Source organism: Serratia sp. AR11, assembly GCF_056376275.1.
The window spans coordinates 4,615,000-4,634,083 of the sequence record NZ_CM150739.1; the positions used below are offsets into that span (position 1 = coordinate 4,615,000).

At 57.4% G+C, this 19,084-nt stretch carries 20 protein-coding genes; 14 read left to right on the forward strand and 6 right to left on the reverse strand.

The window, feature by feature from the left end; translation table 11 throughout:
* Positions 1–149: 149 nt before the first annotated feature.
* The 3 genes from ACSOSI_RS21760 to ACSOSI_RS21770 are packed head-to-tail and all read right to left on the reverse strand — an operon-like array spanning position 150 to position 4,722.
* Positions 150–1,385, reverse strand: coding sequence for a c-type cytochrome (locus ACSOSI_RS21760; RefSeq protein WP_112363506.1), 1,236 nt, complete (start codon positions 1,383–1,385; stop codon positions 150–152).
* A complete protein-coding gene (locus ACSOSI_RS21765; protein WP_012146719.1) occupies positions 1,382–1,936 on the reverse strand; it encodes a (2Fe-2S)-binding protein in 555 nt (184 codons plus the stop codon). The genes ACSOSI_RS21760 and ACSOSI_RS21765 overlap by 4 nt, the downstream gene beginning before the upstream one ends.
* A complete protein-coding gene (locus ACSOSI_RS21770) occupies positions 1,933–4,722 on the reverse strand; it encodes a xanthine dehydrogenase family protein molybdopterin-binding subunit (protein ID WP_115183844.1) in 2,790 nt (929 codons plus the stop codon). The genes ACSOSI_RS21765 and ACSOSI_RS21770 overlap by 4 nt, the downstream gene beginning before the upstream one ends.
* A gap of 204 nt (positions 4,723–4,926) precedes the next feature.
* Here ACSOSI_RS21770 and ACSOSI_RS21775 point away from each other — a divergent pair, with 204 nt between their 5' ends.
* Both ACSOSI_RS21775 and ACSOSI_RS21780 read left to right on the forward strand, forming a co-directional pair.
* The gene (locus ACSOSI_RS21775) at positions 4,927–5,511 is read left to right on the forward strand and encodes a nucleotidyltransferase family protein (RefSeq protein WP_112363508.1); all 585 of its coding nucleotides are present in this window, start codon (positions 4,927–4,929) and stop codon (positions 5,509–5,511) included.
* A gap of 7 nt (positions 5,512–5,518) precedes the next feature.
* Entirely contained in the window at positions 5,519–6,571 is a 1,053-nt protein-coding gene (locus ACSOSI_RS21780) for an XdhC family protein (protein WP_476706120.1), read from the forward strand.
* Here the strand turns inward: ACSOSI_RS21780 and ACSOSI_RS21785 are convergent.
* Entirely contained in the window at positions 6,495–7,361 is an 867-nt protein-coding gene (locus ACSOSI_RS21785; RefSeq protein WP_012146723.1) for a helix-turn-helix domain-containing protein, read from the reverse strand. The genes ACSOSI_RS21780 and ACSOSI_RS21785 overlap by 77 nt on opposite strands.
* A 169-nt stretch (positions 7,362–7,530) precedes the next feature.
* On the reverse strand, positions 7,531–9,177 hold the full coding sequence (gene fumA, locus ACSOSI_RS21790) for a class I fumarate hydratase FumA (RefSeq protein ID WP_476706121.1): 1,647 nt from the start codon (positions 9,175–9,177) through the stop codon (positions 7,531–7,533).
* Positions 9,178–9,547: 370 nt separating this feature from the next.
* Between fumA and ACSOSI_RS21795 the strand changes: the two genes are divergently transcribed.
* The 6 genes from ACSOSI_RS21795 (at position 9,548) to ruvX (ending at position 13,856) form a co-directional block, all read left to right on the forward strand.
* Positions 9,548–10,060: a SprT family zinc-dependent metalloprotease gene (locus ACSOSI_RS21795; RefSeq protein WP_112363511.1), complete on the forward strand. Its 513-nt coding sequence runs from the start codon at positions 9,548–9,550 to the stop codon at positions 10,058–10,060.
* Positions 10,061–10,161: 101 nt separating this feature from the next.
* On the forward strand, positions 10,162–10,857 hold the full coding sequence (endA, locus tag ACSOSI_RS21800) for a deoxyribonuclease I (RefSeq protein WP_259191716.1): 696 nt from the start codon (positions 10,162–10,164) through the stop codon (positions 10,855–10,857).
* Positions 10,858–11,045: 188 nt separating this feature from the next.
* The gene (gene rsmE, locus ACSOSI_RS21805) at positions 11,046–11,777 is read left to right on the forward strand and encodes a 16S rRNA (uracil(1498)-N(3))-methyltransferase (RefSeq protein WP_115183839.1); all 732 of its coding nucleotides are present in this window, start codon (positions 11,046–11,048) and stop codon (positions 11,775–11,777) included.
* A 10-nt stretch (positions 11,778–11,787) separates the two neighbouring features.
* The gene (gene gshB / locus ACSOSI_RS21810; protein ID WP_476706122.1) at positions 11,788–12,738 is read left to right on the forward strand and encodes a glutathione synthase; all 951 of its coding nucleotides are present in this window, start codon (positions 11,788–11,790) and stop codon (positions 12,736–12,738) included.
* 132 nt (positions 12,739–12,870) lie between these two features.
* Positions 12,871–13,434 carry a YqgE/AlgH family protein gene (locus ACSOSI_RS21815; RefSeq protein ID WP_012146729.1) on the forward strand — a complete coding sequence of 188 codons (564 nt, stop codon included), beginning with the start codon at positions 12,871–12,873 and terminating at the stop codon, positions 13,432–13,434.
* Entirely contained in the window at positions 13,434–13,856 is a 423-nt protein-coding gene (gene ruvX, locus ACSOSI_RS21820) for a Holliday junction resolvase RuvX (RefSeq protein ID WP_012146730.1), read from the forward strand. The genes ACSOSI_RS21815 and ruvX overlap by 1 nt, the downstream gene beginning before the upstream one ends.
* Here ruvX and ACSOSI_RS21825 read toward each other — a convergent pair.
* Complete coding sequence (locus ACSOSI_RS21825; protein ID WP_476706123.1) at positions 13,853–14,875, reverse strand: type IV pilus twitching motility protein PilT; 1,023 nt, start codon at positions 14,873–14,875, stop codon at positions 13,853–13,855. The two genes, ruvX and ACSOSI_RS21825, sit on opposite strands and share 4 nt — an antisense overlap.
* Positions 14,876–14,895: 20 nt before the next feature.
* Here ACSOSI_RS21825 and ACSOSI_RS21830 point away from each other — a divergent pair, with 20 nt between their 5' ends.
* From ACSOSI_RS21830 to hemW, 6 genes are read left to right on the forward strand one after another with little or no spacing between them, the layout of a single operon-like run.
* Positions 14,896–15,603, forward strand: a complete 708-nt coding sequence (locus ACSOSI_RS21830; RefSeq protein WP_012146732.1) for a YggS family pyridoxal phosphate-dependent enzyme — start codon at positions 14,896–14,898, stop codon at positions 15,601–15,603.
* Between the two features lie 20 nt (positions 15,604–15,623).
* Entirely contained in the window at positions 15,624–16,445 is an 822-nt protein-coding gene (gene proC / locus ACSOSI_RS21835) for a pyrroline-5-carboxylate reductase (RefSeq protein ID WP_476706124.1), read from the forward strand.
* Between the two features lie 31 nt (positions 16,446–16,476).
* Positions 16,477–17,031, forward strand: coding sequence for a YggT family protein (locus ACSOSI_RS21840; protein WP_012146734.1), 555 nt, complete (start codon positions 16,477–16,479; stop codon positions 17,029–17,031).
* On the forward strand, positions 17,028–17,318 hold the full coding sequence (yggU, locus tag ACSOSI_RS21845; RefSeq protein WP_012146735.1) for a DUF167 family protein YggU: 291 nt from the start codon (positions 17,028–17,030) through the stop codon (positions 17,316–17,318). Before ACSOSI_RS21840 ends, yggU begins: the two co-directional genes overlap by 4 nt.
* Before the next feature lie 17 nt (positions 17,319–17,335).
* Complete coding sequence (locus tag ACSOSI_RS21850; protein WP_368454209.1) at positions 17,336–17,929, forward strand: XTP/dITP diphosphatase; 594 nt, start codon at positions 17,336–17,338, stop codon at positions 17,927–17,929.
* Complete coding sequence (hemW, locus tag ACSOSI_RS21855) at positions 17,922–19,061, forward strand: radical SAM family heme chaperone HemW (RefSeq protein WP_261409214.1); 1,140 nt, start codon at positions 17,922–17,924, stop codon at positions 19,059–19,061. The genes ACSOSI_RS21850 and hemW overlap by 8 nt, the downstream gene beginning before the upstream one ends.
* The last annotated feature ends 23 nt before the right edge of the window (positions 19,062–19,084 follow it).

Sequence of the window (19,084 nt, forward strand, 5' to 3'; positions counted from 1 at the left end):
GTTATTAGGGAGAACGTGCCGAAGGGGTCGTAGCGGCTTGCCCGCCGGAGCGCCCCTCGGTGCGCTAGGCCCGGGTATCTCGGATTCAAAGACAACTTTGTCATCAAACTCAAATGGCTCGATATGCCGAGCCATTTTTCCATTGAACCTTACTTACGTAGCGCTTTCACCTGCTCGGCCGTCACATCCGCCGGCAACCCGCCCCAGGTCACACGCAGGTAGTTCACCAGTTCCGCCACCTGTGCATCATCGAGACGTTCGCCAAAGGCCGGCATGCTCTGCATGCTTTCGCCGTTAGGGAATTGCTGGGCCGGTAAACCGTCCAGTATCGAGACAATCAGGTTTTTAGCGTCCGGTTGGCGCAGCGTAGCGTTATCACGCATCGCGACCGCCACATGAGGCTTACCCTGGCCTTCACGCGCATGGCAACCGGAGCACTGATCCTGATAGCTGATGCGCCCGGCATCGCTGCCCTGACCGATTTTAACCGGCACAGCCGCCGGCGGCTGTTCCCCCATCAGATAGGTCGCCAGCGCCTGACCATCTTCCGGCGTCAAATGACGGGTGCTGAGACTCACCACCATATGCATCTCACTAAAGGCGGAACCCTGCGGTGCCAGGCCGGTCGAGAGGAAGCGGTTCAGATCGTCCGGCGTCCAGCCGCGCTGCGCCAACCCGTGCGGGGTGATGTCCGGTGCCATAAAGCGCCCAAGATCACCGCCCTGCATAGGTTTGGCCAGATTCATTTGACCCAGCATGCCGCGTGGCGTGTGGCATTCCCCACAGTGGCCCAGCGTATCCGCCAGATAACGGCCGCGTTGCCACTGCGCCGAATCACCCTGCGAACTGACCGGCAGCGGATCCTGACTACGGAACAACAGATTCCAGCCAATCAGCGCCATGCGCTGGTTAAACGGGAACGGCATGGCGTTTTCCGGAATGGCAACATCCACCGCCGGACGGGTCATCAGATAGGCATAGATATCATCGGCATCCTGACGCGACATGCCTTTATACGAGGTATAAGGCATGGCCGGATACAGATGACGACCGCCCGGTGCCACGCCCTGGGTCACCGCCAGGAAGAAGTCGTCCTTGGTCCAGCGGCCAATCCCCTGATCGGCCGAAGGCGTCAGGTTACTGCCATAGATAGTGCCGAACGGCGTATCCAGCGGATACCCCCCTGCCATTGGCGCGCCACCACTGGCGGTATGACAGGCAGCGCAGTCGGCGGCCTGAGCCAGATAGCGGCCACGGGCAACCTGTTCGGTGCTGGCGGTTACCTGCTGTACCGGGCCGTCGTAATGGCGATTTTCACGCCACCACAGCACGGCGATGACGATAATCACCACCAACAGGATCAGCAGTGCGAGACGTTTTTTCATTGCGCCGTCTCCTTCACCAGGCCAGGGGTTTTCAGCACTACGTCGCGTACCGCTTCGTAGTAACGCACATAGCCGGTACAGCGGCAGATATGGCTGTCCAGCGCCTGTTCAATCGCGCTTTCCAGTTGATCGCGGGCAATCGGCTCGCGCTTGAGCTTCTCGACAAAAATAGTGGCGGCGTTAACAAAGCCCGGCGTGCAGTAACCGCACTGGAAACTGTAATGCTCCAGGAAAGCCTGCTGGATCGGCGAAAGCTCGACCACTTCACCCTGATCATCCACCTTGGCGTGGCCTTCGACGGTACGCACTTTCTTGCCGCTGAAGAAATGCGCGCCGGTGATACAGGTACGCACTTCCTCACTGGTGCCGCTCGGATGATCGACAATCGCCACGCAGGCGTGACAGATCCCCTGCCCGCAGCCAAGACGCGAACCGGTCAGGTCGAGATATTCGTGCAGGAAGTCGATCATCATCAGCCCTTCCGGTACTTCGATCGGGCCGTACTGCTTTTCATTGATGGTCAGGGAAATCGGCTGGGTTTTAATGCTCATTGTAATACCTCACGAATATTTTCTGCACGAACGGGCAAATCACGGAAACGGTGGCCGGTAGCGTCGGCGATAGCGTTAACCAGTGCCGCAACTACCGGGATCATCACCACTTCGGCCATGCCTTTGGGTGGATCGGTTTCCGACAGCGCGGGCAGGATGTCATCGGTCTGTTTCCAGACCGCCACATCGCTGGCGCGCGGCAGATGGTAACGGTTAAAGTTCCAGGTACCGTTACCAGGCCCGTCTTCGTACAGCGGTAAATATTCGTGCAGTGCATGGCCAATCCCCATTGCCAGGCCGCCCTGCAATTGGCCGGAAACCAGCTCAGGCACAATCAGATTGCCGCACTCCATGATTGAATGGTGGTTCAGCAGCTCCACCTGACCGGTAGCGATATCCACCGCCACTTCCGCCAGGGTACCGACGGCGCTGTAATAGGTAACCGCCGCGTTATTGCGTTGGGTCGGTGGATAGTAGGCCTGGCTGCGCGGTAAGGTTTTAAACTCGCCATTGGCATTGCGCACCGCCAGCCCGTCAATCGGCAGACGCTCGCTTTTAGCGCTCAGGGTGAAGTCCGCCTCGGCCCACTGCCAGCGGTTAAATACGTGTACCGCCGCACCGGTGATACCGCCCATCTGGTAGGCTTGTTTCGCCAGCCGCTCCAGGCTCAGCACTTCCATGCCGGCCGCGGTCAGCCCGCCTTCCACCCAACGTGCGTCTTCTCTGCGCACCACTAATGGTGCTGCCTGGCCGCCACCGGGGCCGGATTGCCAAATGGCCATCGCCGCCGGCCACAGGCCGTGATCGAATATCAGACGCGCCGCTTCGCGCGTGCTGTGGGAGAAGTAATACGCCGAGTTGCTGGCACTGGACGGTGAGCAATAGCTTGGCGTCCAGGCCGGGTTGGCTTGCAACTTGTCCTGTTCGGCCTGCGACATAATGTAAGGATCGCCGCTGGTGACCATCGGCAGTACCGACCAGTCGGTCACCGAGAAGTGCGCCTCATCCGCCGGTTTGCCCAGCCACTGTGCGCACAGCACCGATTGTGAGGTCGACATGCCGGTTCCCATCTCGGCACCGCTGTGATGCAGCATGATGCGCCCATCTTCCCCCAGCTCGACGCGAGCGAACGAGGTCTCGGCCCCGGTGCCGAAGTCTTTTTGCACGCAGCCAAAGCCGACGCCATAGCGTTTGCCCGGGTGCCGGCTCTCAAACTCCGCCTTCCGCTGGGCACGTTGCAACCACATCTCATGCTTCGCTGCCTTTTCCAGCACTTCATCGGCACGAATTGCCCCGGCCGGGATAGCGCCCTGGGTATTTTTCATGCCGGATTTGAGTACGTTGCGCAAACGGAACTCGATCGGGTCGATCTTCAGCTCGGCAGCCAGTTCATCCACCATCATCTCGGTAGCGGCCATGCTTTGCAGCGTGCCGTAGCCACGAGCAGATCCGGCATCAATGGCGCGCGAAGCCAGCCCCACCGCCGACAAATCGCTTTTCGGGAAGTAGTAAATCGACTGTGCCGCCGTCGCCGCTACCATCACCACCGACGGCGTAAAGTTGCTGCGACCACCGCCGTCTGCCGTCATCTCGCCGTGGAATGATTGCAGTACGCCGGTTTGACGGTTGACCGCAATACGGTAATTCATATCGAAGGCATGGCGCTTCAGCGCCGTCTGGAACTGTTCGAAACGGTCATTGGCCAGGCGTACCGGGTGCCCGTCACCGTACATCGCCGCCACCGCACCGTAGTACGGGAAGTTAAAGTGATCTTTCGAACCGTAACCGACGGTGTAGCACGGGTGTAAAATCAGCTGTTTCACCGGCGGATTGTGTTTGGCCAACATGCGAGGCATTTCGTCGGCCACTTCCTGCGGTGACTGGGTAGGCACCACCAGATGCAGGGTCTGCGTCGTGGCATCGTACCAGCCGTTGGCGTTATCCGGCTCCAGCGCCGAAGTATCGACGGATTGCGTAGTATAGCGACGCGACATCACCAGCCAGTCTTCCGGCGGCGTTTGCAGCTCATTGGCTATCATGCCGGCGTAATACATCCCTTCCTGATCCAGCTTGCCGCCCTCGCGGCCTTCCGGCCAGACCGGCAGGTGTTTCTTCATCGATACCGGGAAAATCGGCGTGTCTTTCAGGCTGGAGAAGCGATCGTCGTCGAACGGCTTATCGCCACCCACGCGCACATAGCGGAAAGTGCCCCAGGGATCCCGCTCCAGCGGGCCGGTTTCCGCCCCGTACTTGAGCGTTTCTTCACGGAATTTCAGCTTGTCTTTGGCAAAGCGGAAACGGGCGAAATCGTGATAAATCAGAATTGCCACCGCCTGGCCAAGATAGGCCGGAGTTTTGCCGATCGGCAGCAGCATGTCGTCGCCGTAGAACGCCGGGAAGGCCAGGCCGTCACGCGCCAGATCCTCTGCCGTGACCAGCCGGTCGGGCTGCAGATCGTCTCCCAGCAACGAGAGATCGATGCCCTCGAACAGCCGGTCGGCCTTGGTGACGCGTAAAATAAAGGCGTGCGCCTGTTGTTGCGGCCAGTGCGGCATATCGACCGCGCGAATGTCGCGGGCGAATACCTTTTGCCCCATCACCTTGGCACGACCATCGATACGAAAGCGAATACGCTTTTCATGGGCATCCCAGTTCGGGGACTGAAGGATTTTTTGCTCAAACAGCGCGGCATAAGCACGGCTGTACAGTGGCGCGAGGTACACGGATACCCCCGCAATCACGGCGCTTTTGATAAAGCGGCGCCGCGACGGGCTAAAATTGCTCATAAAAAGTCCTTTGCTTCTTTATTGTATTTTTGTATTCAGCGGTGGTGTTGCGCAAACGCTGACGACCTTGCCGTAGACGTCATAAGCATATGCTTATAACTAAAATTATGTGATGATTAACATGCTGTTTTCAAGAAAAACACATCTCAAGAACACATATTTTTAGTAAGGTAATAATAAGTTGCGCAAATTCGGGCGGATAAGATGACAACGGGCATAGTGATCGCCGCTGCCGGACGTGGAGAGCGTTTCTCTCTGGCCGGGGGCGAAGGCAATAAATTGAATGCCGAGTTTGCGGATAATTCTGGTCAGCAACGCTCGATATTTGAACAAACGCTGCGTCAGGCGCTGGCCTCTGATCTGCCGGTATGGGTGGTCACCCGCCCGGACAATCTTCTGGTACAGCAGGTCTGCGCGGCCTATCAGGTTCCGGTCACGCTACTGGCAAGCTCTGGCCTCGGAGAATCGATCGCCGCCGGCGTTAACGCCACCCCGCACTGGCAAGGCTGGCTGATCCATTTAGCGGATATGCCCTTCGTTACGCCGACGGTTTTCCGGCAGGTGGCGGCCGCCCTACGGCAACACGCCATCGTCCGCCCCGCTTTCCAGCAGCAGCCGGGCCACCCGGTCGGGTTTTCCGCCATTTTGCGCAAACAACTGGGCCAATTGCGCGGTGATAATGGCGCACGTGAGCTGCTTAAAGGGCAGCCAGTGTTCCTGCTTTCTCTTGAAACGTCCGAAGTGGTGCAGGATATTGATCTTCCGTCACAGCTACCGGCCAGCGAGTAAATCATCTATGCAACATCTCGATATCACCGTGGTCAACCAGGCGATAAGCTGGCTGAAGCAACAGCCGGTGTGGCTGTGCACCGTACTGAACACCTACGGCTCCTCACCGCGATCGCCAGGAGCGCTGCTGGTGGCTACCCAGGATGGGCATTACTGTGGTTCGCTGTCGGGTGGCTGCGTGGAAGAGGATTTTCTGCGGCGCGTGGCGGCCGGGGAATATCAGGCGGCCAGCCAGGTGATCCGTTATGGTGAAGGGGGTCTGGAGCCGAATGTAGCACTGCCGTGCGGCGGCGTATTGGAAGTACTGATCGAATCCCTGCCAGCCGGTGACGACAGTATTGCCTATCTGACAAAAATTGCCGGTGCACTGAACGGACACCACGCGCTGGTCAAACGCCTGACCTTGCCCGATGCCTGTACCAGCCTGACATTGACCGATTTCGCCAGCGCCACCCAGGTGGAACGTCGTGGTCCGCAGGTCACTTTGCATATCGCCGCGGCACCGCGTTTGTTGATCGCCGGGCTGTCCAGCGTAGCGCTGTACTGCGCCGATTTCGCCAGCTCACTGGGCTTTGAAGTGTTGGTTTGTGAGAATCGGCCGGAGGCGCTGGATAATTTCACCCCTCAGCTCAGAGGCAACGTCACATTGTTGCGCCAGTTCCCGGCCAAGTTTATTGAAGACGGCGGCTGCCACGCCAATACGGCGATTGTGGCGCTGACCCACGATCCGCGCATGGACGATTTGACGCTGATGGAAGCGATCCACACCCCGGCATTTTACATCGGTGCCATGGGGTCATTGCGCAACAGCGCGCGACGCCGCCAGCGTCTGCAGCAGATTGCCGAATTCAGCCCACAGGAACTGGAACGTATTCATGCCCCGATCGGGTTGCCACTCGGCAGTAAAACCCCGGCGGAAATCGCGCTGGCGGTGATGGCAGATATCGTGCAGCAGAAAAACCGCACTACCGCGGTCCAATCGGTCAACCAATTGGAGTCACTGGCACCAGATGCTGGAGCTCAAGCTGCAACTCCTCCCGCTCGTTCAGCGAATAGTTGAACATCGTCAGGTCTGGCCCTACTCTGCGGGCCAGGCCCAATTCCGGTAGTGCCTGGGTGTAAATCTGCACCACATGGTCGTGCAAGGCCACCGGCTTGCCGGAGTAACAAAAGCGGCAATAATCGCCGTGAATTTCCGGCCATGGCTCAAGCCCGGCGACATCACTGGTCGGGCAGTCCTCGGCAACGCCAAGCGCATATTCCACTCTGACCTGCTCTCCATCAGGAATAAACTGGGTCAATGCATAGGTCAATGCCGGCCGGCTGGCCACCGATTGATAGAACTGCTCTCTGATTTTGCTGCGGATGTGCAAATGCGACTTATCCAAATCGGCAATATCGAGGTGGTAAGCGTAACTTTTCCCCTTGATCGCATACTGCCCTTTGGCCACCTTGATGCGGTCAACCTGAATATCACCAGGATGGTTGGCTGACAGCGAACGAACCAGATGACTGAAGTCCTGCTTGCGGGCATGACGATAGACGCTGGGAGATTCGGCAAAGTGCTTTTTGAAGCAGCGGGAAAAGGTTTGCTGGTTATCAAATTGATATTCAATGGAAATATCAAGAATGGTTTTTTGCGTAAAGCGCAAGGCGAAAGCGGCGAGATACAAACGGCGGGCGCGAATATAGGAGGCCAGCGACAGACCGGTCTGCGTCTTGAACATTCGCTGCAGATACCATTTCGAGTAGCCTGATTTGGCAGAAACGATATCCAATGATAGCGGGTTGGTCAGGTTGTCTTCAATCCAGACCAGTAGTTCCCTGATATGATTTTCTTGCGTTTCCATGTAGTTGCCGAGCCTTCTGTGCCAAATATGCCTTTATTCGTGTATTACTGCTGCGCACGTAGGGTATACAGGTTAAAACGCGGCGTCCAGCGGGCTACAGGACTTTACACAGGGCCAGAGCAAGCCTGAAACTTGCCGCCCGAAAGCGGACGGCAAGTATTGACGAAAGTTATTTCACACAGCGTGAACACTGACCGGCCTGGATCTTCTGGAAGAAGTCATTGCCTTTATCATCCACCAGAATGAACGCCGGGAAATCTTCCACTTCGATTTTCCAGATGGCTTCCATCCCCAGTTCAGGGTATTCGACGCAGGTCAGGCTTTTGATGCTTTGTTGCGCCAGCACCGCCGCCGGGCCACCAATACTGCCGAGGTAAAAACCGCCGTGTTTGTGGCAGGCGTCGGTCACTTGCTGGCTGCGGTTGCCTTTCGCCAGCATGATCATACTGCCGCCGTGGGACTGCAGCAGATCAACGTAAGAGTCCATACGCCCGGCGGTGGTTGGCCCCAGAGAACCTGAAGCGTAACCCTCCGGCGTTTTGGCCGGGCCGGCGTAGTAAATTGGATGATCCTTAACGTACTGCGGCAGACCTTCGCCGTTGTCCAGCCGCTCTTTCAGCTTGGCGTGGGCGATGTCACGCCCCACGATGATGGTGCCACTCAGCGACAAACGGGTAGACACCGGGAATTGCGACAGCTGCTTGAGGATATCGGCCATTGGGCGGTTGAGGTCAATCTTGACGGCTTCGCCTTCCCCCGCCTGACGCAGTTCTTGCGGAATAAACTTGCCCGGATTGTGCTCCAGCTTCTCCAGCCAGATGCCGTCACGGTTGATCTTGCCCTTGATGTTACGGTCAGCGGAGCAGGAAACGCCCATACCTACCGGACAGGAAGCACCATGGCGCGGCAGACGCACCACGCGAATGTCGTGCGCAAAGTATTTGCCGCCAAACTGCGCGCCCAACCCCAAATTCTGCGCTTCTTTGAGTAACTCTTCTTCCAGCGCAACGTCGCGGAATGCCTGACCGTGCTCATTGCCTTCGGTCGGCAGGCCGTCATAGTACTTGGTCGAGGCCAGCTTGACGGTTTTCAACGTCGCTTCGGCCGAGGTACCACCGATAACGAATGCCACGTGGTAAGGCGGGCAGGCCGCGGTACCCAACGTACGCATTTTCTCGACCAGATAATCCTTCAGCTTGCCCGGGGACAGCAGCGCCTTGGTTTCCTGGTAAAGATAGGTTTTATTGGCTGAACCACCGCCCTTGGCGATACACAGGAACTTGTATTCTTCACCGTCAACGCTGTAGAGATCGATCTGCGCCGGCAGGTTGCTGCCGGTGTTGACCTCGTTGTACATATCCAGCGCGGCGTTTTGCGAGTAGCGCAGGTTGTCTTCGATAAAGGTGTTGTACACCCCACGCGACAATGCCGCTTCGTCACCGCCGCCGGTCCAGACGCGCTGGCCTTTTTTGCCGACGATGATGGCGGTACCGGTATCCTGACAGGTCGGTAAAATACCCTTGGCGGCGATTTCTGAGTTACGTAAAAATTGCAGCGCAACGTACTTGTCGTTTTCGCTGGCGTCCGGATCCTTAAGGATATCGGCCACCTGCTGCTGATGCGCAGGGCGCAGCATGAATGAGGCGTCATGGAATGCATGTTGAGCAAGGAGGGTTAACGCTTCGGGGGCTACTTTCAGCACTTCCTGGCCTTCAAACTCACTCACGGAAACGTGGTCACGGCTCAACAGATAGTATTCAGTATCGTCTTTCTTCAGTGGGAACGGATCTTGATAATGGAACGGTTTATTCGACATTAATCTCTCACTTGCAACATCAGCTGCGTTAAATTCACACTTACTCAGCCAGCTCGGGGCAGGCCGCGTCAAAAAACTCCCCACACCTTACGTATTTTTAATCAGTCGGTTATTGCGCTAAATCGCATAACTCCCTCTGATTTGTAGGGGCGCTGTATACTGCGCCCGTGTTAATCGGGACGAATATATTCGTCCCCTACAGGCAGGGACTCAGCATGTACGGTTCATTATCCCGCAGTTAACACAATGATTACAATCCATCAGCGTCGATCGGGTTATCAATGCGGTGAAAAACCTGCCTGGTAAACCCCTGACAAATTAGCTTTGCCTCTTATTGCCAGCCGGCGCGCCTTTGCTTAAGCTAGCCACAATGAACAAAGCAAGAATCCCCATTGCGCTGCAACAGGCGGTGATGCGCTGTCTGCGAGAAAAACTGCAGCTGGCCCGTCAGCATTTTTCCGTCGAGTTCCCTGAGCCAAAAATCCTTTACCAGCAACGCGGAACCAGCGCGGGCACCGCCTGGCTGCAAGCCTGGGAAATCCGGCTGAATCCGGTGTTGCTGATGGAAAATCAGCAGCCGTTTATCGATGAAGTGGTACCGCATGAACTGGCTCACCTGCTGGTATTTCGCCAGTTTGGCCGCGTGCCACCACACGGCAACGAATGGCGCTGGATGATGGAAAGCGTATTACAGGTACCGGCCAGCCGTACTCATCAGTTTGAGATTGCCTCGGTGCAGAGCAAAACCTACCCCTACCGCTGCGGTTGCCAACTGCACCAGCTTACCGTGCGCCGCCACAATCGGGTGATGCGCGGAGAAAGTGAATATCGCTGCCGTCAGTGTGGCGACAAACTGAAATTTTTCGCCGGCGAGCCTGTTTAGCGTAACGATTTATACGTTAAAACAAGTAAATATCGCCATTTGCTACGGCTTCAAACTTCCGCTACCCTGCCTGCTTTTCCAATTTTGAGCTGTTTTGGAATATGCTTCGCAAAATTTTATTTATGGTGGTTCTCACTGCCGGTGCCGCACAGGCGCACGGCATCAACAACTTTTCTCAGGCCAAGGCGGCTGCCGCCAAAATCAATCAGGACGCCCCCGGCTCCTTCTACTGCGGCTGCCGGATAGACTGGCAGGGTAAAAAAGGCATCCCCGATCTAAACAGTTGTGGCTACCAGGCGCGTAAAAACGCCCAACGTGCGCAACGTATCGAATGGGAACACGTGGTACCGGCCTGGCAATTCGGTCACCAATTACAGTGCTGGCAACAGGGCGGGCGCAAAAACTGCAATAAAGACGCCGGTTACCGCCAAATCGAAACCGATTTGCACAATCTGCAGCCGGCGATAGGTGAAGTGAACGGCGATCGTAATAACTTTATGTACAGCCAATGGAAAGGCGGCGAGGGCCAGTACGGCCAGTGCCCGATGAAAGTGGACTTCAAAAATAAGCAGGCCGAACCGCCTGCCCGCGCCCGCGGTACGATCGCCCGCACCTACTTCTATATGCGCGACCGTTATCAACTGCGGCTTTCACGCCAGCAGACCCAGCTTTTTGAAGTATGGGATCGCCAATACCCGGTCAACCAATGGGAATGCCTGCGCGAAGCACGCATCGCTAAGGTACAGGGTAACCATAATCCTTATGTTCAGCAGGCGTGCCAGCAACGAAAAGGCTAAATCCCCTGCGTACTTAAAACTGCAGCGGTGTTGACTGCGTAAGCGCACCCGAATCACTTACCTAAGTAAGCTCATCGGGATGCAATCACTTGCCGCCTTGCTGCAGCTTCAATTACTTTGGGTATATACTCTTTTTTTTTCAAGCTGCAGCACTGATGACTGCACATGAGTCAGGATCGAATATTCATATGCGCATACCTCGCATTTATCACCCGCAGCCGTTAATCGACCACGCGGAAATCTTCTTAAGCGAAGACGCCGCCAACCATATCGGGCGTGTACTGCGCATGAACGCCGGCCAGGCGCTGCAGTTATTCGACGGCAGCAATCAGGTGTTTGACGCAGTGATCGCCCAGGTCGACAAGAAAAGCGTGCAGGTGCAGCTCAGCGCCGGCCAGCTGGAAGACCGTGAATCACCGCTCAATCTGCATCTGGGTCAGGTAATTTCTCGCGGTGAGAAGATGGAGTTCACCATTCAGAAATCCATCGAGCTGGGGGTCAACGTCATTACCCCGCTGTTTTCCGAGCGCTGCGGCGTTGCGCTTTCCGGCGAACGCCTGGCGAAAAAAATTCAGCAGTGGCAGAAGATTGCCATCGCCGCCTGCGAGCAGTGCGGCCGCAACCGCATCCCGGAAATCCGCGAGGCGATGCAGCTGGAAGCCTGGTGTGCCGAGCAGGATGGCAGCCTTAAGCTGAACCTGCACCCGCGCGCCAGCCACAGCATCAACACCCTGCCGCTACCGGTGGAACATGTCCGGTTGCTGATTGGGCCGGAAGGCGGTTTATCTACAGGCGAAATTGCGATGACCACAGGCCACGGATTTACTGATATCCTGCTGGGGCCACGCGTTCTGCGTACAGAAACCACAGCGCTCACCGCAATTACCGCTTTGCAGGTACGTTTCGGCGATCTGGGTTAAAGGAGAAAAGATGATTAAGCTCGGCATCGTGATGGACCCTATCGCCTCCATCAATATCAAGAAAGACACCAGCTTCGCCATGCTGCTTGAAGCGCAGCGCCGTGGCTGGGAACTGCACTATATGGAGATGGACGATCTCTATCTGCACGCCGGTGACGGCCGCGCCCGCACCCGCCTGCTGAGCGTGAAAGAAGATAAAGAGAGCTGGTTCAGCTTTGGCAGCGAGCAGGATCTGGCGCTGCAGGATCTGGACGTGATCCTGATGCGTAAAGATCCGCCGTTCGATACCGAATACATCTACGCGACCTATATTCTCGAGCGCGCAGAGGTCAAGGGCACGCTGGTGGTCAACAAGCCGCAGAGCCTGCGTGACTGCAACGAAAAGCTGTTCACCGCCTGGTTCGCGGAACTGACGCCGGACACTTTGGTCAGCCGCAGTGCGGCGCACATCCGTAAATTCCACCAGCAGCATGGCGACATCATCCTCAAGCCGCTGGACGGCATGGGCGGCGCGTCGATTTTCCGCGTGAAGCAGGATGACCCTAACCTGTCGGTGATTATCGAAACCCTGACCGAACACGGCAGTCGTTTCTGCATGGCGCAGAACTTCATTCCGGCGATCAAGGAAGGCGATAAGCGCATTCTGGTGGTGGACGGTGAGCCGGTGCCTTACTGCCTGGCGCGTATTCCGGCCCAGGGCGAAACCCGTGGTAACCTGGCGGCCGGTGGCCGGGGCGAAGCGCGTCCGCTCAGCGAAAGCGACTGGAAAATTGCGCGCGCGGTAGCGCCAACGCTGAAAGAAAAAGGGCTGATTTTCGTTGGCCTGGACGTGATTGGCGATCGACTGACCGAAATCAACGTCACCAGCCCAACCTGTGCACGCGAAATCGAAGCGGCCTTCCCGGTGTCTATCACCGGTATGCTGATGGACGCGATCGAAAAGCGTCTGGCGGCGAAGTAATCCGCAGTGCGGGCGGCGTTGTCGCCCGCCACCCTGCCCCCGAACTGGCGCTATCGGCTTGAAAGGCGACGGGGATGGCCGCATACTGGCGGCTGTTCAACTTACCACCACTTGATTATTTTAAATAACACCATGAATTTACAGCACCATTTTCTTATCGCTATGCCATCACTTCAGGATCCTCGCTTCAAACGCTCGGTGATTTACGTCTGCGAGCACAATGAAGACGGCGCCATGGGCCTGGTGATCAATAAACCGGTGGAGCAGTTCACGGTGGAAACGGTGCTGAGCAAACTGAAGATCATGCCACAGGCGCGTGATCCGGCGATCAGCCTCGATAAACCGGTGTTTGCCGGTGGCCCGCTAGCAGACGATCGCGGTTTTATCCTGCATACGCCGCGCAAGGGTTTCGGCTCCAGCATTCAGATCTCGCCGGATACCATGATCACCACCTCGAAAGACGTGCTGGAAACGCTAGGCACCCCGGAGCAGCCGGATGACGTGCTGGTCGCGCTCGGTTATGCCGGTTGGGAAAAGGGCCAGTTAGAACAAGAAGTGCTGGAAAACGCCTGGCTGACCATTGAAGCCGACACCGACATTCTGTTCCATACGCCAATCGCCAGCCGCTGGCGTGAAGCCGCCAACCGCCTGGGCATCGACATCTGCAGCATTGCCAACCACGCAGGACACGCCTGATGACCAACCGCACCATTATCGCCTTCGACTTCGGCACCAAGAGCATTGGCGCCGCCATTGGGCAGGAACTGACTGGCAGCGCCCGCGCGCTGGCCGCCTTCAAAGCACAGGACGGTTCACCGGACTGGCAAAAGATCGAAAAACTGCTCAAAGAGTGGCAGCCGGATCTGGTGGTGGTCGGCCTGCCGCTGAACATGGATGGCACCGAGCAGTTGGTGACCGAACAAGCACGCAAGTTCGCCAACCGCCTGCACGGCCGTTTTGGCGTACAGATAGCGCTGCATGATGAGCGCCTGAGTACCGTCGAAGCCCGCGCTAATTTGTTCGACCGAGGCGGGTTCCGCGCGCTGGACAAGGGCAGCGTGGACTCCGCCTCGGCGGTGGTTATTTTGGAAAGCTGGTTTGAGCGGCAGCTGGGTTAATCCCTATTCTGAGTGTCTTGCCCTCCATCAAGTAAGCCGGCGCTGATCCGCTGCTGCAGGCCCTGTTCAAAGGTCTGCATGCCGGACTGCCCGCCGGTTTGCAGCACGTTGGCCAACTGATGGGTTTTGCCTTCACGGATCATGCTGCTGACCGCCGCCGTTGCCGTCAGCACCTCAAAAATCGCCACCCTGCCGCCTCCGGGCCGGCTTAACAGCTTTTGTGCAATCACCGCCTGCAGGCTCCCGGCCAGTTGGGCGCGTACATAGGGCTTTTCTTCCGCCGGAAAAACATCCACCAGCCGATCCACCGCCTGCGGCGCACTGCGGGTATGCAGCGTGGCCAGTACCAGGTGGCCGGTTTCTGCAGCGGTCAGAGCAAGGCGGATGGTGGCGGTATCGCGCAACTCACCCAACAGGATCACATCCGGATCCTCACGCAGTGCGGCACGCAATGCGTCGTCAAAACTGTGGCTGTCGCGCCCCAACTCCCGCTGCTGAATCAAACACTGCCTGCTGCGGTGGATAAACTCAATCGGATCTTCCAACGTGAGGATATGCCGCCGCTGGTGCTGATTGATGTCGTCAATCATCGCCGCCAAGGTGGTGGATTTACCGCTACCGGTCGCGCCGCTCACCAGGATCAGGCCGTCTTCACGTCGCACCAACGCAGGGATAATATCTGGCGCCGCCAATGCTGCCAGAGTCGGACATTGGCCCGCTATCAGCCGCAATGCAACGGAGACGCCCAGGTTTTGCAGAAAAAAATTGGCGCGCAACCGGATATCACCCGGCAGCGAAAGCGCCAGATCCAACTGCCCTTGTTGTTGTAACTGCTGTCGTTGTAACGGTTGCAGCACGCCGTTGCACAGCAGTTGCATTCTGGCTTCGCTTAGTATTTCCGCCCCTTCCAGCGGCTGAAGTTCACCATCAATGCGCAACATCGGCCGATGACCGGTACAAAGGTGCAGATCGGAAGCATTATGCTTTACACTAAGGGCCACGAATTCATCGATATCCATATCAATCTCCTGGGTCAACAATGAGCACTATCCAACAGAATCTGCAGGATGTCAGAAACCGCATTGCCGCGGCCGCTCAAGGCTGCGCGCGCGCTCCAGAAGAAGTTACGCTGCTTGCAGTAAGCAAAACCAAACCTGTGGCGGCGATCGCAGAAGCCATCGCGGCAGGTCAGCGCGCCTTCGGCGAGAACTATGTTCAGGAAGGGGTGGATAAGGTTCAGCATTTCGCCGCGCAGCCGGAAGGCGCAACGCTGGATTGGCACTTTATCGGCCCGTTGCAATCCAATAAGAGCCGACTGGTGGCAGAGAACTTCGCCTGGTGTCACACCGTCGATCGGCTGCGTATCGCCTCGCGCCTGAATGAGCAGCGCCCGGCGGACATGCCGCCGCTTAACGTTCTGATCCAAATAAATATCAGCGATGAGCAGAGTAAGTCTGGCATTGTACTGGCTGAATTGCCGGCGCTGGCGGAGGCGGTCGCCGCCCTGCCTAACCTCAGACTGCGCGGGCTGATGGCTATTCCAGCCCCGCAGGAGGATTATCAGAGCCAGTTGGCGGTATTCGGCCAAATGCGCGACGCCTTTCTGGCCCTGCAGCAGCAATATCCGCAGGTAGACACCCTGTCGATGGGCATGACCGATGACATGACGGCGGCAATTGCCGCAGGCAGCACCATGGTGCGTATTGGCACCGCCATTTTTGGCGCCCGTGATTATTCACAGGCCTAATATACTGACGAGGGATTCTAATGCAGCATCGCAAGATCACCTTTATTGGCGCCGGCAACATGGCGCGCGCTATCATCGCCGGCCTGGTGGCGGGCGGTTATCCGGCCAAATCCATTAGCGTCTGCGCACCTTCGGCCAAAAACCGTGATGCGCTGGCGGCGGACTACGGCATCGTCAGCAGCAGTGACAATCTGGCCTGCACACAAGCCGCCGATGTCGTGGTGCTGGCAGTCAAACCGCAAATGATGGCCGACGTCTGCCAGCCGTTGCGCGAAGGAGTGAATTTCAGCGCCAAGCTGGTTCTGTCGATCGCCGCCGGTATCCAGGTCAGCCGTTTTTATCAACTGCTGGGTGACAAGCTGAACATCGTGCGCATCATGCCCAATACCCCATCGCTGGTGGGCAAAGGCATGAGCGGCCTGTATGCGCCGCAGCAGGTCAGCCAACAGGACCGCGACTACACCAGCGATTTGATGGCATCAGTCGGCAAGGTGTGTTGGGTGGAAGACGAAAACGGCATTAATAGCGTGATCGCCGCAGCAGGCAGCGCACCGGCTTATTTCTTCCTGTTTATGGAAGCCATGCAACAGGAAGCCGAACGTATGGGCTTCGACAGCCAGACCGCCCGTAATCTGGTGCAGCAGGCTGCCTCCGGCGCGGCTGCGCTGGTGGAAGCCAACCCGGATACGCCATTGTCGACCTTGCGTGAGCAGGTCACCTCCAAAGGCGGCACCACCGCCGAAGCACTGCGCGTTTTCAACGAGCAACAGCTGCCGGCAACCGTGGCCAAAGCCATGCAGGCGGCAGTATCCCGCGCGCAGGAAATGGAAAAATCATTTTAAATAATCGAGAGTTAAGGAGAAGGGCTACTACATGCTAACGCTGACTTTTTTGGTCAAAACCGTTATTGATCTGTACGTCATGGTACTGCTGCTGCGTATCTGGATGCAGTGGACGCGCGCTGACTTTTACAACCCATTCGCGCAGTTTATCGTGAAGATCACCCAGCCGGTAATCGGCCCGCTGCGCCGCATTATCCCATCGATGGGGCCGATCGACAGCGCATCACTGCTGCTGGCGTTCCTGCTGATGACCATCAAGTATCCGCTGTTGCTGCTGATCCAGGGCGGCGCAATGTCACTCAGCCCGTATAACCTGCTGTTTGGCCTGATCTCGCTGGTGAAGTCGGCCGGTTACCTGATCTTCTGGGTAATGATTATCCGCGCGTTGATGAGTTGGATAAGCCAGGGCCGCAGTCCAATCGACCAGTTGATGTACCAACTGACCGAACCTTTGATGTCACCCATCCGCCGTATTCTGCCGGCGATGGGCGGCATTGATTTTTCGGCGATGGTGGTGATCCTTATCTTGTATCTGATCAACTACCTGGGCATGGATCTGTTCGGTGAGATCTGGTTCCTGCTGTGAGTGCAGTAACCCCGGTGCTGGACGGGCTGGCGATCAGGCTATATATTCAGCCGAAAGCCAGCCGCGACCAGATTGTCGGTTTGCATGGCGACGAACTTAAAGTCGCCATTACCGCCCCGCCGGTAGACGGCCAGGCTAACGCTCATCTGATCAAGTTTCTCGCCAAACAGTTCAAAGTGGCGAAAGGCAACGTCACCATCGAGAAAGGCGAACTGGGGCGGCATAAACAGTTACGCATCGTTAATCCGCAACAGATCCCCGACGTGGTCGCGGCGCTAATCGAATAAATTTCAAGGTAGTCATCATGCAAAAAGTCGTTCTTGCCACCGGTAACCCGGGCAAAGTGCGCGAACTCGCCGACCTGCTGGCCGATTTCGGGCTGAATGTGGTCGCACAAACCGAGCTGGGCGTTGAATCTGCCGAGGAAACCGGCCTGACGTTTATCGAAAACGCCATCCTGAAAGCCCGTCACGCGGCGCAAATCACCGGCCTGCCGGCGATCGCCGACGACTCGGGCCTGGCGGTGGACGCTCTGGGCGGTGCGCCGGGCATCTATTCTGCACGCTACGCGGGCGTTGACGCCTCTGACCGGCAAAACCTCGACAAACTGCTGGTGGCACTGAAAGACGTACCGCAAGGCAGCCGTGGCGCTCAGTTCCACTGCGTGCTGGTGTATCTGCGCCACGCCGAAGACCCAACGCCGCTGGTGTTCCACGGCAGCTGGGCCGGTGAAATCACCGACACCGCGGCAGGTGAAGGCGGTTTTGGCTACGATCCGATCTTCTACGTCCCGGAACTGGGCCGCACCGCCGCCGAACTGAACCGCGACGAAAAACGCGCGATATCCCACCGTGGCAAGGCGCTGAAACTGATGCTGGAAGCCATGCGTAATGCTTAAGTTGCCTCCGCTGAGTTTGTACATCCATATTCCGTGGTGCGTGCAGAAATGCCCGTACTGCGACTTCAACTCACATGCGTTAAAGGGCGAAGTCCCGCATCAGGAATATGTTGATCACCTGCTGGCGGATCTGGATGCCGATCTGCCGCTGGTGGCCGGCCGGGAAATCAGTACCATTTTTATCGGCGGCGGCACCCCCAGCCTGCTGAGTGCCGAGGCGATGCAATCGCTGCTGGACGGCGTGCGGGCGCGCATTAACGTCGTTGATGGCGCAGAGATCACCATGGAGGCCAACCCCGGCACCGTGGAAGCCGATCGCTTCAGCGGCTATCAGCGGGCCGGTGTGAATCGTATTTCTATCGGGGTGCAGAGCTTCAGCGCCGAGAAGTTAACCCGTCTGGGGCGCATTCACGGCCCGGAAGAGGCCAAACGCGCAGCGCATCTGGCCACCGGTCTCGGCCTGCGCAGCTTTAACCTTGATCTGATGCACGGCCTGCCGGACCAGTCGCTGGAAGAAGCGCTGGACGATTTGCGCCAGGCGATTGCCCTGAACCCGCCGCACCTGTCGTGGTATCAGTTGACCATCGAACCCAATACCCTGTTCAGCTCACGCCCGCCGGTACTGCCGGACGACGATGCGCTGTGGGATATTTTCGAACGCGGTCATGAGTTACTGAGCGCCGCCGGCTATCAGCAGTATGAAACTTCGGCCTATGCCAAGCCGGGCTATCAGTGCCAGCACAACCTCAACTACTGGCGCTTTGGCGACTATCTGGGGATTGGCTGTGGCGCACACGGTAAACTGACCTTCAGCGACGGCCGCATTCTGCGCACCGCGAAAACCAAGCATCCGCGCGGTTTTATGCAGGGCAAGTATATGGACAAGCAGCATGAGGTGACGACGGCGGATCGGCCGTTCGAGTTCTTTATGAACCGCTTCCGCCTGCTGGAGGCCGCGCCGCGCGCCGAGTTCGTCAACTACACCGGGCTGGATGAAAGCACTATCCGCGCCCCGCTGGATGAAGCACTGGCGAAAGGTTATCTGGAAGAGACGCCGGAATATTGGCAGATCACCGAGAAAGGCAAGCTGTTCCTTAACTCGTTGCTGGAGCTGTTCCTGGCGGATGAATAGCAAAAAGCGCTGAATTATCAGCG